At 45.0% G+C, this 16,930-nt stretch carries 16 protein-coding genes and 1 pseudogene; 14 read left to right on the plus strand and 3 right to left on the minus strand.

Annotated elements, in window-relative coordinates; translation table 11 throughout:
- Window positions 1-12: 12 nt before the first annotated feature.
- Both rpmG and rpmF read right to left on the minus strand, forming a co-directional pair.
- Window positions 13-162 (minus strand): 50S ribosomal protein L33, encoded by a 150-nt coding sequence (gene rpmG / locus ACVC7Q_RS08155; protein WP_001265622.1) that lies wholly within the window; start codon window positions 160-162, stop codon window positions 13-15.
- 15 nt (window positions 163-177) lie between these two features.
- The gene (gene rpmF / locus ACVC7Q_RS08160; RefSeq protein ID WP_003009516.1) at window positions 178-360 is read right to left on the minus strand and encodes a 50S ribosomal protein L32; all 183 of its coding nucleotides are present in this window, start codon (window positions 358-360) and stop codon (window positions 178-180) included.
- Window positions 361-574: 214 nt separating this feature from the next.
- Here rpmF and ilvD point away from each other — a divergent pair, with 214 nt between their 5' ends.
- Together ilvD and ACVC7Q_RS08170 are read left to right on the plus strand one after the other, a co-directional pair.
- Window positions 575-2,278 (plus strand): dihydroxy-acid dehydratase, encoded by a 1,704-nt coding sequence (gene ilvD / locus ACVC7Q_RS08165; protein WP_049472637.1) that lies wholly within the window; start codon window positions 575-577, stop codon window positions 2,276-2,278.
- Window positions 2,279-2,956: 678 nt separating this feature from the next.
- Window positions 2,957-4,231, plus strand: coding sequence for a uracil-xanthine permease family protein (locus ACVC7Q_RS08170; RefSeq protein ID WP_156671956.1), 1,275 nt, complete (start codon window positions 2,957-2,959; stop codon window positions 4,229-4,231).
- Window positions 4,232-4,393: 162 nt separating this feature from the next.
- On the opposite strand, the gene ACVC7Q_RS08175 is transcribed toward ACVC7Q_RS08170, so the two are convergent.
- A complete protein-coding gene (locus ACVC7Q_RS08175; RefSeq protein ID WP_447265508.1) occupies window positions 4,394-4,735 on the minus strand; it encodes a metal-sulfur cluster assembly factor in 342 nt (113 codons plus the stop codon).
- Between the two features lie 170 nt (window positions 4,736-4,905).
- Between ACVC7Q_RS08175 and hisS the strand changes: the two genes are divergently transcribed.
- The 12 genes and pseudogenes from hisS to trpB all read left to right on the plus strand — a co-directional run bounded on the left by hisS (window position 4,906) and on the right by trpB (window position 16,929).
- Window positions 4,906-6,189, plus strand: a complete 1,284-nt coding sequence (gene hisS / locus ACVC7Q_RS08180) for a histidine--tRNA ligase (RefSeq protein WP_447265509.1) — start codon at window positions 4,906-4,908, stop codon at window positions 6,187-6,189.
- 180 nt (window positions 6,190-6,369) lie between these two features.
- Window positions 6,370-7,854: a threonine synthase gene (thrC, locus tag ACVC7Q_RS08185; RefSeq protein WP_447265510.1), complete on the plus strand. Its 1,485-nt coding sequence runs from the start codon at window positions 6,370-6,372 to the stop codon at window positions 7,852-7,854.
- 50 nt (window positions 7,855-7,904) lie between these two features.
- Window positions 7,905-9,182 carry an MATE family efflux transporter gene (locus ACVC7Q_RS08190; RefSeq protein ID WP_447265511.1) on the plus strand — a complete coding sequence of 426 codons (1,278 nt, stop codon included), beginning with the start codon at window positions 7,905-7,907 and terminating at the stop codon, window positions 9,180-9,182.
- Window positions 9,179-9,808, plus strand: coding sequence for an HAD-IA family hydrolase (locus ACVC7Q_RS08195; RefSeq protein WP_447265512.1), 630 nt, complete (start codon window positions 9,179-9,181; stop codon window positions 9,806-9,808). The genes ACVC7Q_RS08190 and ACVC7Q_RS08195 overlap by 4 nt, the downstream gene beginning before the upstream one ends.
- Window positions 9,809-10,075: 267 nt before the next feature.
- Window positions 10,076-10,504, plus strand: coding sequence for a MarR family winged helix-turn-helix transcriptional regulator (locus tag ACVC7Q_RS08200; RefSeq protein WP_447265513.1), 429 nt, complete (start codon window positions 10,076-10,078; stop codon window positions 10,502-10,504).
- Window positions 10,505-10,519: 15 nt separating this feature from the next.
- Window positions 10,520-10,882 (plus strand): DUF1304 domain-containing protein, encoded by a 363-nt coding sequence (locus ACVC7Q_RS08205; RefSeq protein ID WP_447265514.1) that lies wholly within the window; start codon window positions 10,520-10,522, stop codon window positions 10,880-10,882.
- A gap of 584 nt (window positions 10,883-11,466) precedes the next feature.
- On the plus strand, window positions 11,467-12,825 hold the full coding sequence (trpE, locus tag ACVC7Q_RS08210; RefSeq protein WP_447265515.1) for an anthranilate synthase component I: 1,359 nt from the start codon (window positions 11,467-11,469) through the stop codon (window positions 12,823-12,825).
- Window positions 12,822-13,382, plus strand: a pseudogene (locus ACVC7Q_RS08215) (aminodeoxychorismate/anthranilate synthase component II); the annotation flags it as partial. The gene trpE and the pseudogene ACVC7Q_RS08215, both read left to right, overlap by 4 nt.
- Window positions 13,383-13,391: 9 nt before the next feature.
- Entirely contained in the window at window positions 13,392-14,396 is a 1,005-nt protein-coding gene (trpD, locus tag ACVC7Q_RS08220; protein ID WP_447265529.1) for an anthranilate phosphoribosyltransferase, read from the plus strand.
- A complete protein-coding gene (gene trpC / locus ACVC7Q_RS08225; protein ID WP_447265516.1) occupies window positions 14,393-15,160 on the plus strand; it encodes an indole-3-glycerol phosphate synthase TrpC in 768 nt (255 codons plus the stop codon). The genes trpD and trpC overlap by 4 nt, the downstream gene beginning before the upstream one ends.
- Window positions 15,147-15,734, plus strand: coding sequence for a phosphoribosylanthranilate isomerase (locus tag ACVC7Q_RS08230; RefSeq protein ID WP_447265517.1), 588 nt, complete (start codon window positions 15,147-15,149; stop codon window positions 15,732-15,734). Before trpC ends, ACVC7Q_RS08230 begins: the two co-directional genes overlap by 14 nt.
- The gene (gene trpB / locus ACVC7Q_RS08235; RefSeq protein WP_447265518.1) at window positions 15,724-16,929 is read left to right on the plus strand and encodes a tryptophan synthase subunit beta; all 1,206 of its coding nucleotides are present in this window, start codon (window positions 15,724-15,726) and stop codon (window positions 16,927-16,929) included. Before ACVC7Q_RS08230 ends, trpB begins: the two co-directional genes overlap by 11 nt.
- The last annotated feature ends 1 nt before the right edge of the window (window position 16,930 follow it).

Genomic DNA, 16,930 nt, shown 5'->3' on the forward strand with positions numbered 1-16,930 from the left:
CGTAATGACCCACTATTTCACCTCTGTAAACACAACGTGTTTGCGAAGTTTTGGTGAGTATTTCTTCAATTGAAGACGGTCTGGAGTGTTACGTTTGTTTTTAGAAGTAAGGTACAAGCGTTCACCAGACTCTTTGTGTTCAAGTGTAATATTTACGCGCATGGTATCTCCCTTCTATTATTCAGCTGATGCTGCTTTAGCGATCTTACGTCCTTTGTAGTATCCTTTAAGTGATACACGGTGTGAACGTGAGTAATCTCCAGTTGCTTCGTCAAAGTTTACAGATGGAGCTGTTACTTTGTAGTGCGTACGACGTTTGTTTTTCTTCGCTTTTGATGTGCGACGTGCAGGTACTGCCATTTCGTTTTTCTCCTTTTAAGATATAAATTCAATTAGGTTTGATTTTCATCAACTGTAACAGTATAACAAAACTTTTTTGTAAAGTAAAGTTACTTGACAAAAAAATTGAAATTTTTGGGAAAAGTTTCTTCTCCCTAGTTGATCTCAAAGTTTGGATCTGTCTTTGGGCCTTCTTTTATGCTATAATGGTAAAAAATGTAACGAAAGGAATGACATGACAGAATTAGACAAACGCCATCGTAGTAGTGTCTACGATAGCATGGTAAAATCTCCCAACCGTGCCATGCTTCGCGCGACGGGAATGACCGATGAAAGCTTTGAAAAACCGATTGTCGGAGTGATTTCGACATGGGCGGAAAATACCCCTTGTAACATCCACCTTCATGATTTTGGAAAATTGGCCAAAGAAGGTGTGAAAGATGCAGGTGCTTGGCCAGTCCAATTTGGCACCATTACGGTTGCGGACGGGATCGCCATGGGAACTCCAGGAATGCGCTTCTCCCTAACGTCACGTGATATCATCGCTGACTCTATCGAAGCGGCTATGGGGGGGCACAATGTGGATGCCTTTGTAGCTATCGGGGGCTGTGATAAGAACATGCCTGGTTCCATGATTGCCATTGCCAATATGGATATCCCAGCGATCTTTGCCTATGGTGGTACCATTGCACCGGGTAATCTGAACGGCAAGGATATCGACTTGGTTTCTGTTTTCGAAGGGATCGGGAAATGGAACCATGGTGATATGACCGCTGAAGAAGTGAAAGATCTTGAATGTAATGCCTGCCCCGGCCCTGGTGGCTGTGGTGGGATGTATACAGCTAACACCATGGCGACAGCGATTGAGGTCCTTGGGCTAAGCTTGCCCGGTTCCTCTTCTCACCCTGCTGAATCAGCTGATAAAAAGGCTGATATCGAAGAAGCAGGTCGTGCAGTTGTGAAGATGCTAGAGATGGGACTGAAACCTTCTGACATCTTGACCCGTGAAGCCTTTGAAGATGCCATTACAGTAACCATGGCGCTGGGTGGTTCCACCAATGCCACCCTTCACTTGCTCGCGATCGCTCACGCAGCTAACGTTGACTTGACGCTTGAAGACTTCAACGATTTCCAAGAGCGCGTACCTCACTTGGCAGACTTGAAACCTTCAGGGAAATATGTCTTCCAAGACCTTTACAATGTCGGTGGCGTGCCAGCTGTCATGAAATACCTTCTGAAGAATGGTTTCCTTCACGGGGATCGTATCACCTGTACTGGTAAAACAGTAGCTGAGAACTTGGAAGCCTTCGCTGATTTGACACCAGGTCAAAAAGTCATCATGCCACTTGAAAATCCGAAACGTGCGGATGGTCCATTGATCATCTTGAAAGGGAACTTGGCACCAGAAGGGGCGGTTGCCAAAGTATCAGGTGTGAAAGTTCGCAACATCACGGGTCCTGCTAAGGTCTTTGACTCGGAAGAAGCTGCCATTGAAGCGGTTCTTTCGGATGAAATCGTGGATGGCGACGTTGTTGTCGTTCGTTTCGTGGGTCCTAAGGGTGGTCCTGGTATGCCGGAAATGCTGTCCTTGTCATCTATGATCGTTGGGAAAGGCCAAGGGGACAAGGTGGCCCTCTTGACAGACGGACGCTTCTCAGGTGGGACTTACGGTCTCGTTGTCGGACACATCGCACCTGAAGCTCAGGTCGGTGGCCCAATCGCCTACCTCCACACAGGGGACATGGTGACAGTTGACCAAGATACCAAAGAAATCACCATGCATGTCTCAGACGAAGAGTTAGCAAAACGCAAGGCTGAAACAACCTTGCCACCACTTTATAGCCGTGGGGTTCTGGGTAAATACGCTCATATCGTGTCTTCAGCATCACGTGGGGCAGTTACCGACTTCTGGAATATGGAACAGTCTGGTAAACAATAATTGCAAGGACGACTTTGTCCAAAGAGAGAGTGGGACAGAAATCGGTCATTCGTTAGAATTCGATTTCGTCGTCCCACCTCCGCACAGCTTCAACAGTCTGGGAGACTGTTGAAGGTTGCAGATAAAGGAAACATAGGGCATCTTTGAAGCTTAAAAAGCGAACAAAGACTTAGGATACTTGCTTCGCAAGTTCTATCCGTCACCTCAAAGCAGTGCTTTGAGCACTCAACCACTGCGTCTTGCTCGACAATCCAAAAACAATTGAGAGGCTAGGACTTTTGTCCCAGCCTCTTTTTTTGTCTCAAAGTGGCTATTTTCGACCCTGTCTCTGAAACGTATGAATATTACTTTTTGGTGGATTTGAGTGTATCATCTGTCATTTTTTCTTGTAAATCAGTCTATAATTTGCTATAATTGTGACTAATCGAATCAATCCTTTAATACTGTCCAGAGAGGCAGGCAAGGAGCTATGGAAATGAAAGGCCTGGGAAGACCAGCCTATATTTTGTGTATCTCCTTGTTGTGGGGGATTTTTTTGTATATTGAAAAGTGGTTTGATAAAAAAGAAATCGCCGATGATGGAGCATGAAGCGCTCGCTTACAATTTGCTCATCGAAGGTAGATGTTTTTGTCCAGCTACAAGCTGTTGCATCTGAATTTTAGGAGGTTTTTACGATCGTGAATAATGTAAAATATGATGTATCTGATATGCCAAAACCAGGCTTGCTGGTTGGTTTGTCATTCCAGCATTTGTTTGCCATGTTTGGGGCGACAGTACTGGTACCGATTTTGGTTGGAATTGATCCTGCCATTGCCCTCTTCTCATCTGGTTTGGGAACCTTGGCTCACTTGACGGTGACCAAATATAAGATTCCGGCCTACATGGGATCTAGTTTTGCTTATATTGCTGCTATGCAGATGTTGATGAAAACAGATGGAATCGCAGCAGTTGCCCAAGGTGCCATGGCAGGTGGTTTGGTCTACCTCTTGGTGGCCTTGATTGTCAAGTTTGCTGGGAATGCCTGGATTGATAAAGTGCTTCCACCGATTGTAGTGGGCCCAATTATCATTGTGATCGGTTTGAGCCTTGCCTCAACAGCTGTGAGCGATGCAACCATGATCGATGGAAAATACAGCGGTACGAGCCTGCTTATTTCAATGGTTACTCTTTTTGCTGTTATTCTCTTTAATATGTATGGTAAGAAAATTATCGGAGTGATTCCTATTTTGCTAGGGTTGATCGTGGGTTATCTCTTTTCTCTTGTCTTAGGTCTGGTTACCGGCCAAGAGATTGTCCACTTTGCATCCGTTGCTTCAGCTAAGTGGTTCCAAATTCCAAGTTTTGATATCCCATTTGTAAATTATGATTTTAAATTGTACCCAAGTGCTATTTTGACCATGGCTCCAATTGCTTTTGTGACGATGACAGAGCACTTTGGTCACGTGATGGTCTTGAATAGTCTGACAGGTCGAGATTTCTTCCAAGATCCTGGTTTGGACCATACTCTTACAGGGGACGGTTTGGCACAAATCATCGCAGGATTTTTCGGAGCTCCTCCGGTAACATCTTATGGTGAAAATATCGGGGTGATGGCCTTGAATAAGATCTATTCAGTATATGTCATCGCAGGTGCAGCAGTGATTGCGGTTGTCATGAGCTTTATTGGTAAAGTATCAGCTCTGTTGAATTCGATTCCGACCGCTGTCTTGGGAGGTATTTCGATCGCCCTCTTTGGAGTAATTGCGGCCAGCGGTTTGAAAATCTTAGTTGAAAACAAGATTAATTTTGACAATAAAAAGAATCTCTTGATTGCAAGTGTGATCCTGGTATCAGGAATCGGTGGTCTGGTATTCCAAATCGGGGGCCTTCAAATCACTGGTGTTGCAACATCAACCATTCTTGGGATTGTGCTGTATCAAATCCTTCCAGAACCAAAAGCTGACGAGGCTTAGTTTGTTCTGGTGTTGAAAAAGTTTTAATGGATTCAATCATCATAAAAAACGAGGAACAGGCTCTGATGGTAGAGCTGGTGTTCCTCGTTTTTTATTGTGGATCGGATTTCCGAAGAGGCATTCCTTCATTAGTTGAATGCATTTTTTAAAAGGTAATGCTTATTATCGTGGTGGAAGGCCAAGGGCGATGCGCCCGTATCGGCTGATTCGTGTAATTTTCCAAGCGGGTGACCAAGTTACTTCAACCTTGACATCTTCGATCCCCTCAATTTCTTTTAGGCGAGCGACGATTTCAATCGGAAGGCTCTCAGCACAGCTACAAGCCGTATCGGTAAAGGTCATGACCACCTTGCAAGTGCCTGCTTCATCTAGATGGATATCGTAGATCAGTCCTAGGTTGTAGACATCTAACTCAACATCGGTATCAAATACAAGCTCCAATTTTTCGATTAACGGCTTTTCTAGTGCGAGGGCGCGGTCATTGATTTTGATATCCTCTCTCATCGCAAGATCCTTTCAGTGTAGTATGGCTTCCATTTTCTCATAATTCGGCCGATAAGGCAAGAAGAGAAAGATGATTTGAACGTGTGGGACAAAGGAAATGCGGTCCAGCCTCCATTTCTCTTCGAATTTGTGGTAAAATAGAGGCAAAAGTAAGACAAAGGATGAAGGCTATGAAATTACAAAAACCAAAAGGGACCCAGGATATCCTTCCTGGCGATTCAGCAAAATGGCAATATGTAGAAGGCTTTGCACGCAAGGTCTTTGCGCGATACAATTATGATGAAATCCGCACACCGATCTTCGAACATTATGAAGTCATCAGCCGTTCAGTAGGGGATACGACGGATATCGTTACCAAAGAAATGTATGACTTCTATGACAAGGGAGACCGTCATATCACGCTTCGTCCAGAAGGAACAGCTCCTGTTGTCCGCTCGTATGTAGAAAATAAACTCTTTGCACCTGAGGTACAAAAACCAAGTAAGTTCTATTACATAGGCCCAATGTTCCGCTATGAACGTCCTCAAGCAGGTCGTTTGCGTCAATTCCACCAAATTGGGGTAGAATGCTTTGGATCGAGCAATCCTGCAACAGATGTCGAAACCATTGCCATGGCAGCGCAATTCCTGAAAGAATTAGGGATTGACAATGTGACCTTGCACTTGAACACCTTGGGAAGCCCTGCCAGTCGTCAGGCTTATCGTCAAGCCTTGATTGATTATCTCTTGCCAATGAAGGATCAATTGTCTAAGGACAGCCAACGTCGCTTAGAAGAAAATCCGCTTCGTGTCTTGGATTCAAAAGAAAAAGAAGACAAGGCGGCGGTTGAACAGGCTCCTTCCATCCTAGACTATCTAGATGAAGAAAGCCAAGCGCATTTTGATGCGGTTCGTCGGATGTTGGAAGACTTGGGAGTATCCTATGTCATCGATACCAACATGGTGCGTGGCTTGGATTACTACAACCACACGATTTTTGAGTTCATTACAGAAATTGAAGGCAATGAATTGACAGTCTGTGCGGGTGGTCGCTATGATGGTTTGGTGGAATACTTCGGTGGCCCTGCGACAGCTGGTTTTGGATTTGGTATCGGTGTGGAACGGATCCTTCTCGTTCTTGAAAAGAAAGGCATTGAATTACCGATCGAAACAGGATTAGATGCTTATATTGCCGTCCTAGGAGATGAGGCCAATGAAGCAGCGCTTAGCTTGGTTCAAGCCCTTCGAATCCAAGGTTTCAAGGCAGAACGTGACTATCTTGGACGTAAGCTCAAGGCACAATTTAAGTCAGCAGATGTCTTTGCGGCCAAAACCTTGATTACCTTAGGAAGCAGTGAGGTTGAAAGTGGTCAAGTCACTGTGAAAAACAACCAAACTCGTCAAGAAGTAACGGTAGCTCTTGAAAGCTTGAAGAAAGACTTCCCATCTGTTTTAGCAGAGTTGGGATTGGCTTGATCGAACGGGAAAGACAAGGGTAGACAAGATTTATCTGGGAGTAGGGGCAAAATGGTTGCTCCTGCTCTCTTTTATTTTGATTCTGTTTGCCGACCTTTGCCAAGATTTGGCGAAAAGCCGTTAAATTTTCTGACATTTATGATATAATGAGAAGACTACTAGTAAAGGAATGAAACAGTCATGACATTAGTTTACCAATCAACACGAGATGAAAAAAATACCGTAACAGCTAGTCAAGCCATCCTTCAAGGTTTGGCAACAGATGGCGGCTTGTTTACTCCGGTCTCTTATCCTCAAGTGGAGCTAGATTTTAACACCCTCAAAGACGCTTCTTACCAAGAAGTGGCTAAGCTTGTATTGTCAGCCTTTTTGGACGACTTTACGACAGAAGAATTGGACTACTGTATTTCTCATGCCTATGACAGCAAGTTTGATACGCCAGCCATTGCTCCGCTTGTCAAACTCGATGGCCAATACAACTTGGAACTTTTCCACGGTTCAACCATAGCCTTTAAAGATATGGCTTTGTCGATCTTGCCTTACTTCATGACAACAGCAGCAAAAAAGCACGGTCTGGAAAATAAAATCGTCATCTTGACTGCAACTTCTGGAGATACTGGGAAAGCTGCCATGGCAGGTTTTGCCGATGTTCCAGGTACTGAAATTATTGTCTTTTATCCAAAAGACGGTGTCAGCAAGGTACAAGAGTTGCAAATGACCACTCAGACTGGGGACAATACTCATGTGATCGCTATTGATGGAAACTTTGACGATGCTCAAACGAATGTCAAACATATGTTCAACGATGTTGAACTACGTGAAAAATTGGCAGCCAACAAGATGCAATTCTCATCAGCCAACTCCATGAATATCGGCCGTTTGGTGCCTCAAATTGTTTATTACGTATATGCCTACGCGCAATTGGTCAAAACAAGTCAAATCACAGTGGGAGAAAAAGTCAACTTCACCGTTCCAACAGGGAACTTTGGAAATATCTTGGCAGCTTTCTATGCCAAAAAAATCGGTCTTCCAGTTGGGAAATTGATCTGTGCATCAAACGAGAACAATGTCTTGACAGACTTCTTCAAAACACGCGTCTATGATAAGAAACGCAGCTTCAAAGTAACCACTAGTCCATCGATGGATATCTTAGTGTCTTCAAACTTGGAACGCTTGATTTTCCACTTGGTAGGCAATGATGCCACAAAGACCAAAGAGTTGATGGAAAGCCTCGTTGCAACAGGTCAATACCAATTGTCCAACTTTGATGAAGAAATCTTAGATTTGTTTGCGGCTGCATATGCAGATGAAGCAGAAACTGCTGCAGAGATCAAGCGGGTCTATGAAGCGTCTGATTACATCGAAGACCCTCATACAGCTGTAGCATCAGCCGTTTATCAAAAATATCGGACCCAAACAGGGGATGCTGCTAAAACAGTCATTGCCTCTACAGCAAGTCCTTATAAATTCCCAGTTGTGGCAGTAGAAGCGGTGACGGGCGAGACAGGTCTAGGCGATTTCGAAGCCTTAGCCAAATTACACACCCTCTCAGGTGTTCCTGTGCCACCGGCTGTAGACGGTCTTGAAACTGCGCCGGTTCGCCATCGTACAAGCGTAGCTGCTAAAGACATGCAAGCAGCCGTAGAAGACTACTTGGGACTGTAATTTTCCCTATTAGAAAGATCAAAAGAGCCGTTTGGCTCTTTTATATACTCATGAATTCATACAAAAAAATCTTAAACATTGCCCTTCCTGCCATGGGTGAAAATTTCTTACAAATGCTGATGGGCATGGTGGACTCTTATTTAGTGGCTCACCTGGGCTTGATTGCCATTTCAGGTGTTTCCGTCGCAGGAAACATCATCACCATCTATCAGGCCATCTTTTTGGCACTGGGTGCGGCAGTTGCCAGTGTCATGTCTAAAAGCTTGGGTGAAAAAAATCAAGACCACATTGCCTACCATGCGACAGAGTCCCTAAAGGTGACCTTGTTGTTGAGTGCTCTCTTAGGAGGGGCTTCGCTGTTATTTGGACGCCAGATGATTTCGCTGTTGGGAACGGAAGCTGCAGTCGCCGAAAGTGGGGGGATTTACCTTTCCTTGGTCGGCGGGACCATTGTTCTCTTAGGCTTGATGACGACCCTGGGCTCGCTGGTTCGGGTAGCCAACAATCCACGTATTCCCATGTATGTCAGCTTGTTGACCAATGTTTTAAATGCTTTATTCTCCTCTGTGGCCATTTTCCTTTTTGGCTGGGGCATTGTCGGAGCAGCTTTGGGGACTGTGCTAGCTCGTCTGGTTGGCGTTATCCTCTTGTGGCAAAAGGTCCAGTTACCCTTTGCTCCCCTTCGTTGGGGATTGGATCGTAAGCTCTTGAACCTAGCACTTCCAGCAGCTGGAGAGCGGCTGATGATGCGAGCTGGAGATGTGGTGATCATTGCGATCGTGGTTGCTTTTGGGACTGAGGCAGTCGCCGGAAATGCCATCGGGGAAACCTTGACCCAGTTTAACTACATGCCGGTGTTTGGAGTGGCTACAGCGACGGTCATGCTCGTAGCACGAAGCCTCGGTGAAGGGGATTTTGAGCAGATTGACCGCCTTCGAAAGCAGTCTTACTGGCTGTCCTTTGTATTGATGTTGCCCATTGCTCTGGGTATCTTTTTCGGGGGCACCTTTCTGACCCATCTCTACACACAAGATGCGAAAGCGGTAGAAGCTAGCCTATCGGTTGTCCTCTTTTCTTTGTTAGGAACACCCTTTACAGCAGGAACGGTCATCTATACTGCTGTTTGGCAAGGCTTAGGAAATGGGAAACTTCCATTTTATGCAACGACCATTGGCATGTGGGTCATTCGAATTGGAGCTGGTTATCTGCTTGGAGTAACCCTTGGCTTGGGTCTTCCAGGGGTCTGGACGGGGACCTTGCTGGACAATGGCTTTCGCTGGCTATTTTTGAGTCAGCTTTATAGACGAAAAGTAGGAGAGAGAAAATGACAAAACGAGCTTTTATTTGGGATTTGGATGGCACCTTGCTGGATTCCTATGATGCTATTCTGGCGGGTCTTGAGGAGACCTATGCATCTTATCAGCTTCCGTTTGACCGAGCCAGCATTAAAGACTACATCTTAAAGCACTCGGTTCAAGATCTTTTAGCAGCGGTGGCAGCAGAGCATCAACTGGATGTGACTGACTTAAATCTTCGCCGAGCAGAAAGTCTAGCAGAGAAAAATGCCCAGGTCCTTCTGATGGAGGGAGCGCGTGATGTCCTGTCCTGGGCAAAGGATGCTGGGATAGAACAATTTGTCTATACCCATAAGGGAGAGAATGCCTTGGTCATCCTACGGGACTTGGGTTTGGAATTCTTTTTTACAGAGATTTTGACCAGTCAAAGTGGTTTTGCCCGCAAGCCTAACCCAGAAGCAGCCATTTATCTGATGAAGAAGTACGGGTTGCATCCGGAAAAGATCTACTATATTGGGGATCGGAGCCTGGATATTGACTTTGCAAGAAATAGCCAGATTCAGAGTATCAATTTCTTGACGTCTGACTATGAAGGTAATCACCAGATGAAAACTTTACGGGATATCCCAAGCGTTTTAAGCCTTGAAAAGAATCTGTAAAGAGATTGTTTTCATTTTGAAACAAAGTCGTAAGCTTTCTTTAAGAAATGTCCGCTATAATAGAACCATAAACAAAGACCTCCTAACTTTGTTTAGAAAAATCCTAAAACTTTTCTTTTTCATAATAATCTCCCTAAGAGTCGCCCAATCAGGCGGCTTTTTTTGTGTGAAAAAAAGTGCAAGCTCTTTTTCTTGCCAGAATACAAGAAAAAGCATATGATTGACTAATCAATTATTGATACATCAAAAATAATTTGGAGAAGGAATATGGCAGAAATAAATGATTTGCTCTACCAACTACGTTTGGCAGATCAATCGACTACACAGCTATTTGAAAAGCGACTAGGGATTAGCTTAACACGTTATCAAATTTTGCAGTATTTATTAGAACAAGCACCTTGCAATCAGATCGCGGTTCAGGAACGCTTACAGATTGATCCAGCGGCTTTAACCCGGCATTTCAAAATATTGGAAAGGGGAGGGTTTGTCCATCGGAGTCGAAATCCAAAAAACCAGCGGGAAATTGTAATTCATTTGACGGATATGGCCTATAATCGGTTGGTCAAACATCCCCCTCGCTATCATGTGGCAGTGAAAGATCAGATGAGCCGCATTTTGACTGCTCAAGAACAAGAGCAATTTTCATACTTGCTGGATAAATTAGTATCTGGTATTGAACAAATAACTATTGAATAAAAAGGAGAATCTACGATGTCATTACTAACAATTGTTTTAGCAAGTCTTGCTGCACTGGAGCATTTATACATATTTTATTTGGAGAGTATCCGAACCACATCTGATACCACCAGTCGGGTTTTCAACATGGAGAAAGAAGAACTCGCTCGTCCATCTGTGACCTCTTTATTTAAAAATCAAGGGATATACAATGCCTTGATCGGTGTCTTCCTCTTGTATGGATTGTTTGTGTCCAAAAATATTGAAGTCGTTACGATTTTTGTGCTCTTTATTATTGGAGCAGCGGCTTACGGTGCGATGATAGCCAATAAAAAGATTATCTTGACTCAAGGCGGTCCTGCAATTTTGACTTTGTTGAGTATCCTATTTTTGGGATAAAAAAGACGTTTCGCTAGGGATCTTTTGGCTGATTTTATTAAATAAGTGTAGAAAAAAGTATAAAAAAAGACTAAAAATTTTATTGACTTTCGAAGAAAAAGGGTTATAATGGTAGCAACAGAAAAGTAATGAGTCGGCTATTTTCAGGGAGCTTGTGGGAATTGCGAACAAGCAATAGCGACTGATGAAAATTGGACTGTTATGATCAATGAATTCTAACCCATGTGAATTCGGTTGGCACCCCTTACCGTGCAACTCCTTGTTAGAGGAGATAGAGATATGGGGAAAGACCAGCTATTTTTCCCTATAAAAGAGGTGGCACCGCGGACACTACGCCCTCACACAGTTTTTGTGTGAGGGCTTTTCTATGTGCCTTAGCAAGCGCAGCGAGCTTAGGCACATTGATCCCAAAGCGACATTTGAGCGTGGGATACCCTTGAAAGCCTTAGCAAGCGCAGCGAGCTTAGGCACATTGATCCCAAAGCGAAAATTGAGCGTGGGATATCCTTGATAGCCTTAGCAAGCGAAGCAGGGCTCAGTTGAATTCATTAGAACAGAAGGGTTTTAGAAGAGAGGTTTCTAATATGAAAAAAGTTTTATCTGCTGATGTTTTGAGTCCAATTTTGGCTTATATGCGTTTGGATGCGCCCCATAAAATGATTTTGGAGTCGATCCCTCGTGAAAAAGAGAATGCGCGTTTTTCAATTGTAGCCTATCGGCCAGTCAGTGAAGTCAAGTTTGAACATGGCATTCTCTATTACAATGATCAGATTGTCGAAGAGGATCCTTTGAACTTTTTGAATCGCATCACAGTCAAAACGAAAACTTCAGAAGAGCTTCCCTTTAACGGTGGGGCGATTGGATTTGTCGGCTATGACTTGATTGGCCTCTATGAGAATATTGGCTCTATTCCTGAAGATACGATCGGCACTCCAGATCTCCACTTTTTCTTATATGAAAGCTATGTGATTTTTGACCACAAAAAGGAAAAAGTCTATGTGGTGGAAGAGAACCTGTATAGTGGGCGAAGTGAAGCAGAGCAAGCGTCGAGTCTGGAGCAAGTGTTAGAGCAGTTGGCAAGGCCCGCAAAGGAAGAGTTTCAGAACAAGGATTTGCATGCTCTTCATTTCCACAATCATTTGGAACAAAAAGAGTTTGAGGAAATGGTGGCCCTAGCGCGGGATTATATTCGAAAAGGAGATATGTTCCAATGTGTGCTCAGTCAACGTTTTTCAGCTGATTTTTCGGGGAAACCGCTAGATTATTACCGCAATTTGCGTGTGACTAATCCTTTGAACTATCTCTACTTTTATGATTTTGGGGAGTACCAAATTATCGGTGCTAGTCCAGAAAGTCTGGTATCGGTCAAGGATCGAGTGGTGACGACTAACCCTATTGCCGGCACGCGTCCCAGAGGGATCGATGAAGAGGCTGATCGGCAGTTGGCAGCTGATTTGACAGGAGATCCTAAAGAAGTCGCAGAACACCGCATGTTGGTGGATCTAGGGCGAAATGATATTGGTCGTATCGCTCAAAATGGGTCAGTTGAAGTGACCAAATATATGGAAGTGGAATTCTTTCGTTATGTCATGCACCTGACCAGTGTGGTCAAGGGGCAATTACTTCCGGGGCTAGCCTCTATTGAGGCTCTGAAGGCAACTCTTCCTGCTGGGACCGTTTCGGGTGCTCCGAAAATCCGAGCCATGAAGCGGATCTATGAAGCAGAGAAAGAGAAAAGAGGCGTCTACGCGGGGGCTATTGGCTATCTCTCTGTGACGGGGGATCTTGATTTTGCTATTGCCATTCGAACCATGATCCTCAAAAATAAGAAGGCTTATGTGCAGGCCGGAGCAGGAATCGTTTATGATTCGATTGCTGAAAATGAATACCAAGAAACCATCAATAAGGCAAAATCGATGACAAGGATTGGAGAAGAAGGATGATTTTATTAGTTGATAATTACGATTCATTTACCTACAATTTAGCGCAGTATATCGGAAAATTTGATGAGGTTCAGGTGCTTCGAAATGATGATGCGAACTTGTACCAAGTCGCCCAAGAAGCAGATGCCTTGGTCTTTTCTCCAGGTCCGGGGTGGCCAAAGGATGCGGGCAAGATGGAGGAGATGATCCGAGATTTCGCGGGGGTTAAACCAATCTTGGGGATCTGCTTGGGACATCAAGCGATTGCAGAAGTTTTTGGAGGACGCTTGGGATTGGCCCCTCAGGTCATGCATGGCAAACAAAGCCAGATCCGGCTAGAAGCTCCCTCTCCGCTCTATGCTGATGTCGCAAAAGAAGTTCCAGTCATGCGCTACCATTCGCTTACAATTGAAGATATGCCAGAGGATTTTGTCATTACCTCTCGGACGACGGATGATCAAGCGATTATGGGGATTCAGCATCGTAGCCTACCGATCTATGGGTTTCAATACCATCCAGAAAGTATCGGGACGCCTGATGGGCTCAAGACCATCGAAAATTTTGTCAAACTTGTCAAGGAGCGGAAGATGAAACAAGTGCTTGCAAAGGTAGCGGAAGGAAAAGATCTAACCGCTGCAGAATTAGAAGCGGCCATGGAAGAAGTCGTCGCTGGTCGTGCTTCAGAGGCGCAGGTGACGGCCCTTCTGCTAGGTCTCAAAATGAAGGGGGAAACGATTGAAGAGCGGACGGCTATTGCAAAAGTGATGCAGGCCCATGCGGTCGCTATTCCCACAGGAGTTCAAGAAGCCATGGACAATTGTGGGACGGGGGGCGATCGTTCCTATAGTTTCAATATTTCAACCACAGCTGCCTTCGTCCTCGCTGGTGGTGGTGTCAAGATGGCAAAACATGGGAATCGCTCGATCTCTTCTAAATCAGGTTCGGCAGATGTCTTAGAAGCTCTAGGGATTAACCTTGATTTGGGTCCAGAAGATTTGGGACAAGTTTTTGAAAAGGCTGGCATTGTCTTTCTATTTGCCAAAAATCTGCATCCAGGCATGCGCTATATTATGCCAGCTCGCTTGGCACTAGGAGTTCCGACGGTGATGAATTTGACCGGTCCCCTCATTAATCCGATTCCTTTAGAAACCCAACTATTGGGAACCAGTCGTCCGGATATGCTGGAAAGTACAGCGGAGATATTAAAAAATTTGGGTCGAAAACGCGCAGTGGTAGTGAGTGGACCACAAGGTTTGGACGAGGCAGGCCTCGATGGAGAAACCCAGCTTGCTATTCTGGAAAATGGACAGGTGACCTTATCCAGCTTTCAACCAGAAGATTTGGGAATGGAGCGCATCGAAATTGATCAAGTACGTGGTGGGGATGCCAAACGGAATGCGGAAATTTTGCTCAGTGTCTTGAAGAATGAAGCGAGTCCCTTCTTAGAGGTGACGGTCTTAAATGCTGGCCTTGGTTTTTATGCCAATGGCAAGGTGGATTCTATCAAGGAGGGGATTGCCTTGGCACGTGAGGTGATTGCCAGTGGGGCTGCCCTTGAGAAATTGAGATTATTACAGGAGTATCAAAAATGAGTCAAGAATTCTTGCCAAAGATTCTAAAGGAAAAAGCGCGTGAAGTGGCTAGGATGAAAGAAGAGAAACTCCAACCTTTGCGACAAACTTACCGCTTGTATGATTATCTAAAGAGTCATCCAGAAAAGCTTCAGGTCATTGCTGAGGTGAAAAAGGCTAGCCCGAGTTTGGGGGATATTCATGTGGATGTGGATATCGTTGCGCAGGCTAAGACTTACGAAGAAAATGGGGCCGTGATGATTTCTGTCTTGACCGATCAAGTTTTTTTCAAGGGCAGTATCGAGTATCTCCGGGAAATATCTAGTCAAGTACGTATCCCCACCCTCAATAAAGATTTTATTGTGGATGAAAAGCAAGTGATTCGGGCGCGAAACGCAGGGGCGACCGTAATCTTGTTGATTGTTGCAGCCTTATCAGAGGCTCGTCTGAAAGAGCTCTATGAGTTTGCGACCCATCTTGGCCTGGAGGTCTTGGTGGAGACCCATAATCTGACAGAACTAGAGGTGGCTCACCGGATTGGGGCTCAGATCATAGGGGTCAATAACCGCAACTTGGTGACCTTTGAGACAGATCTTCATACTAGCCTTGAATTGGCGACAAGCTTTGAACAAGAACCGGTTTACATCTCGGAGTCTGCTATTTTTACAGCAGCAGATGCGCGCATGCTCGCTCCTTATTTTAATGGCATTCTTGTTGGGACAGCCCTCATGAAGGCAGACAATGTGGCTGAAAAAGTAAAGGAGTTGCAGATTGACAAAGGTTAAAATTTGCGGATTATCCACCCCAGAAGCTGTCCAGACGGCTGTTGAGGCAGGTGCGGATTACATTGGTTTTGTCTTTGCACCAAGCAAACGGCAAGTGACACTAGAGCAAGCCCGGCAGTTGGCTACAGGGATTCCAGAGAGAGTTCAAAAAGTCGGAGTTTTTGTATCCCCGCAAAGAGAAGAAGTGGAGAAAGCTTGCCAAGTTGTGGGCTTGGACCTGATACAAGTGCATGGACCGATGGATGATACCATATTGCAAGAGCTTCCCCAACAAACGATTCGCGCTGTTCAAGTGGGAAAAGACATCGCTCTACCTGAGACCGGTGCCGATTATCTGCTCTTTGATGCTCCTGTAGCAGGAAGCGGAGAGACTTTTAACTGGCAAGAGCTCGAAAGTCAAAACGTCACAAAGCCCTTCTTTATTGCAGGAGGCTTGACGGAAGATAATGTAGCAGATGCTATTTGCTTCTTTCATCCTTATGCGGTGGATGTATCCAGTGGGGTCGAGACAAATGGAAAAAAAGATAAAGAAAAGATAAAACGATTTATAGAAAGGGTCAAGTATGGCATATAAACAACCAGATCAAAACGGATTTTACGGACGGTTCGGGGGACGATTTGTCCCTGAAACCTTGATGACAGCAGTTTTAGAATTAGAAGAAGCCTACAGAGAAAGTCAAGCAGATCCTTCTTTTCAAGAAGAATTGGATCAGCTTCTGAAACAATATGTCGGTCGGGAAACACCGCTCTATTACGCCAAGAATCTAACCAAGTATGTCGGCGGAGCCAAGATTTTTCTAAAAAGAGAAGATCTCAACCATACGGGGGCTCATAAAATTAATAATGCTCTAGGACAGGTTTTGCTGGCACACCGAATGGGTAAAAAGAAGATCATCGCAGAAACAGGGGCCGGACAGCATGGTGTTGCAACGGCAACGGCTGCTGCTTTATTTGATATGGAATGTATCATCTACATGGGGGAAGAAGATGTCAAACGCCAAGCCCTTAATGTCTTTCGGATGGAGTTGTTGGGGGCAAAGGTTCAATCGGTAACAGATGGGTCGCGTGTCCTCAAGGATGCAGTCAATGCTGCCCTTAGAGCCTGGGTAGCAAACGTGGAAGATACCCACTATATCATGGGATCTGCTCTAGGACCTCATCCATTCCCAGAGATTGTCCGTGATTTTCAGAGTGTCATTGGCAGGGAAGCTAAACGCCAATTTGCAGAGCAAAATGACGGGGCTCTGCCAGATGCCGTCCTAGCTTGTGTAGGAGGTGGATCGAACGCCATTGGTCTCTTCTATCCTTTTGTAGAGGATACATCTGTTGCCATGTATGGTGCGGAAGCTGCCGGACTTGGAGTAGATACAGACCAGCATGCAGCAACCTTGACCAAGGGGCGCCCGGGAGTCCTTCACGGAGCCTTGATGGATGTTTTACAGGATGCCCATGGACAGATATTAGAAGCCTTCTCGATTTCAGCAGGTCTCGATTACCCAGGAATTGGGCCAGAGCATTCTTATTTCCATGAAATCAAGCGGGCAACCTATGTGCCTGTGACAGACCAAGAAGCCCTAGAAGCTTTTCAATTGCTTTCAAAAGTAGAGGGAATCATTCCAGCCCTGGAATCGAGCCATGCTATCGCCTATGCGGTGAAATTGGCCAAGGAGATGGGACCTGAAAAATCCATGATCGTTTGCTTGTCAGGTCGTGGGGACAAAGATGTGGTACAAGTCAAAGACCGCCTAGAACAAGAGAGAGGGGAGTAAG

The organism is Streptococcus sp. W151 (assembly GCF_053010205.1).

Bases quoted from the DNA above. Each gene is read 5' to 3' on its own strand.
- rpmG (WP_001265622.1), bottom strand. From the start codon at position 162: ATGCGCGTAAATATTACACTTGAACACAAAGAGTCTGGTGAACGCTTG.
- rpmF (WP_003009516.1), bottom strand. From the start codon at position 360: ATGGCAGTACCTGCACGTCGCACATCAAAAGCGAAGAAAAACAAACGT.
- ilvD (WP_049472637.1), top strand. From the start codon at position 575: ATGACAGAATTAGACAAACGCCATCGTAGTAGTGTCTACGATAGCATG.
- ACVC7Q_RS08175 (WP_447265508.1), bottom strand. From the start codon at position 4,735: ATGAGAGAGGATATCAAAATCAATGACCGCGCCCTCGCACTAGAAAAG.
- hisS (WP_447265509.1), top strand. From the start codon at position 4,906: ATGAAATTACAAAAACCAAAAGGGACCCAGGATATCCTTCCTGGCGAT.
- thrC (WP_447265510.1), top strand. From the start codon at position 6,370: ATGACATTAGTTTACCAATCAACACGAGATGAAAAAAATACCGTAACA.
- ACVC7Q_RS08190 (WP_447265511.1), top strand. From the start codon at position 7,905: ATGAATTCATACAAAAAAATCTTAAACATTGCCCTTCCTGCCATGGGT.
- ACVC7Q_RS08195 (WP_447265512.1), top strand. From the start codon at position 9,179: ATGACAAAACGAGCTTTTATTTGGGATTTGGATGGCACCTTGCTGGAT.
- ACVC7Q_RS08200 (WP_447265513.1), top strand. From the start codon at position 10,076: ATGGCAGAAATAAATGATTTGCTCTACCAACTACGTTTGGCAGATCAA.
- ACVC7Q_RS08205 (WP_447265514.1), top strand. From the start codon at position 10,520: ATGTCATTACTAACAATTGTTTTAGCAAGTCTTGCTGCACTGGAGCAT.
- trpE (WP_447265515.1), top strand. From the start codon at position 11,467: ATGAAAAAAGTTTTATCTGCTGATGTTTTGAGTCCAATTTTGGCTTAT.
- trpD (WP_447265529.1), top strand. From the start codon at position 13,392: ATGAAACAAGTGCTTGCAAAGGTAGCGGAAGGAAAAGATCTAACCGCT.
- trpC (WP_447265516.1), top strand. From the start codon at position 14,393: ATGAGTCAAGAATTCTTGCCAAAGATTCTAAAGGAAAAAGCGCGTGAA.
- trpB (WP_447265518.1), top strand. From the start codon at position 15,724: ATGGCATATAAACAACCAGATCAAAACGGATTTTACGGACGGTTCGGG.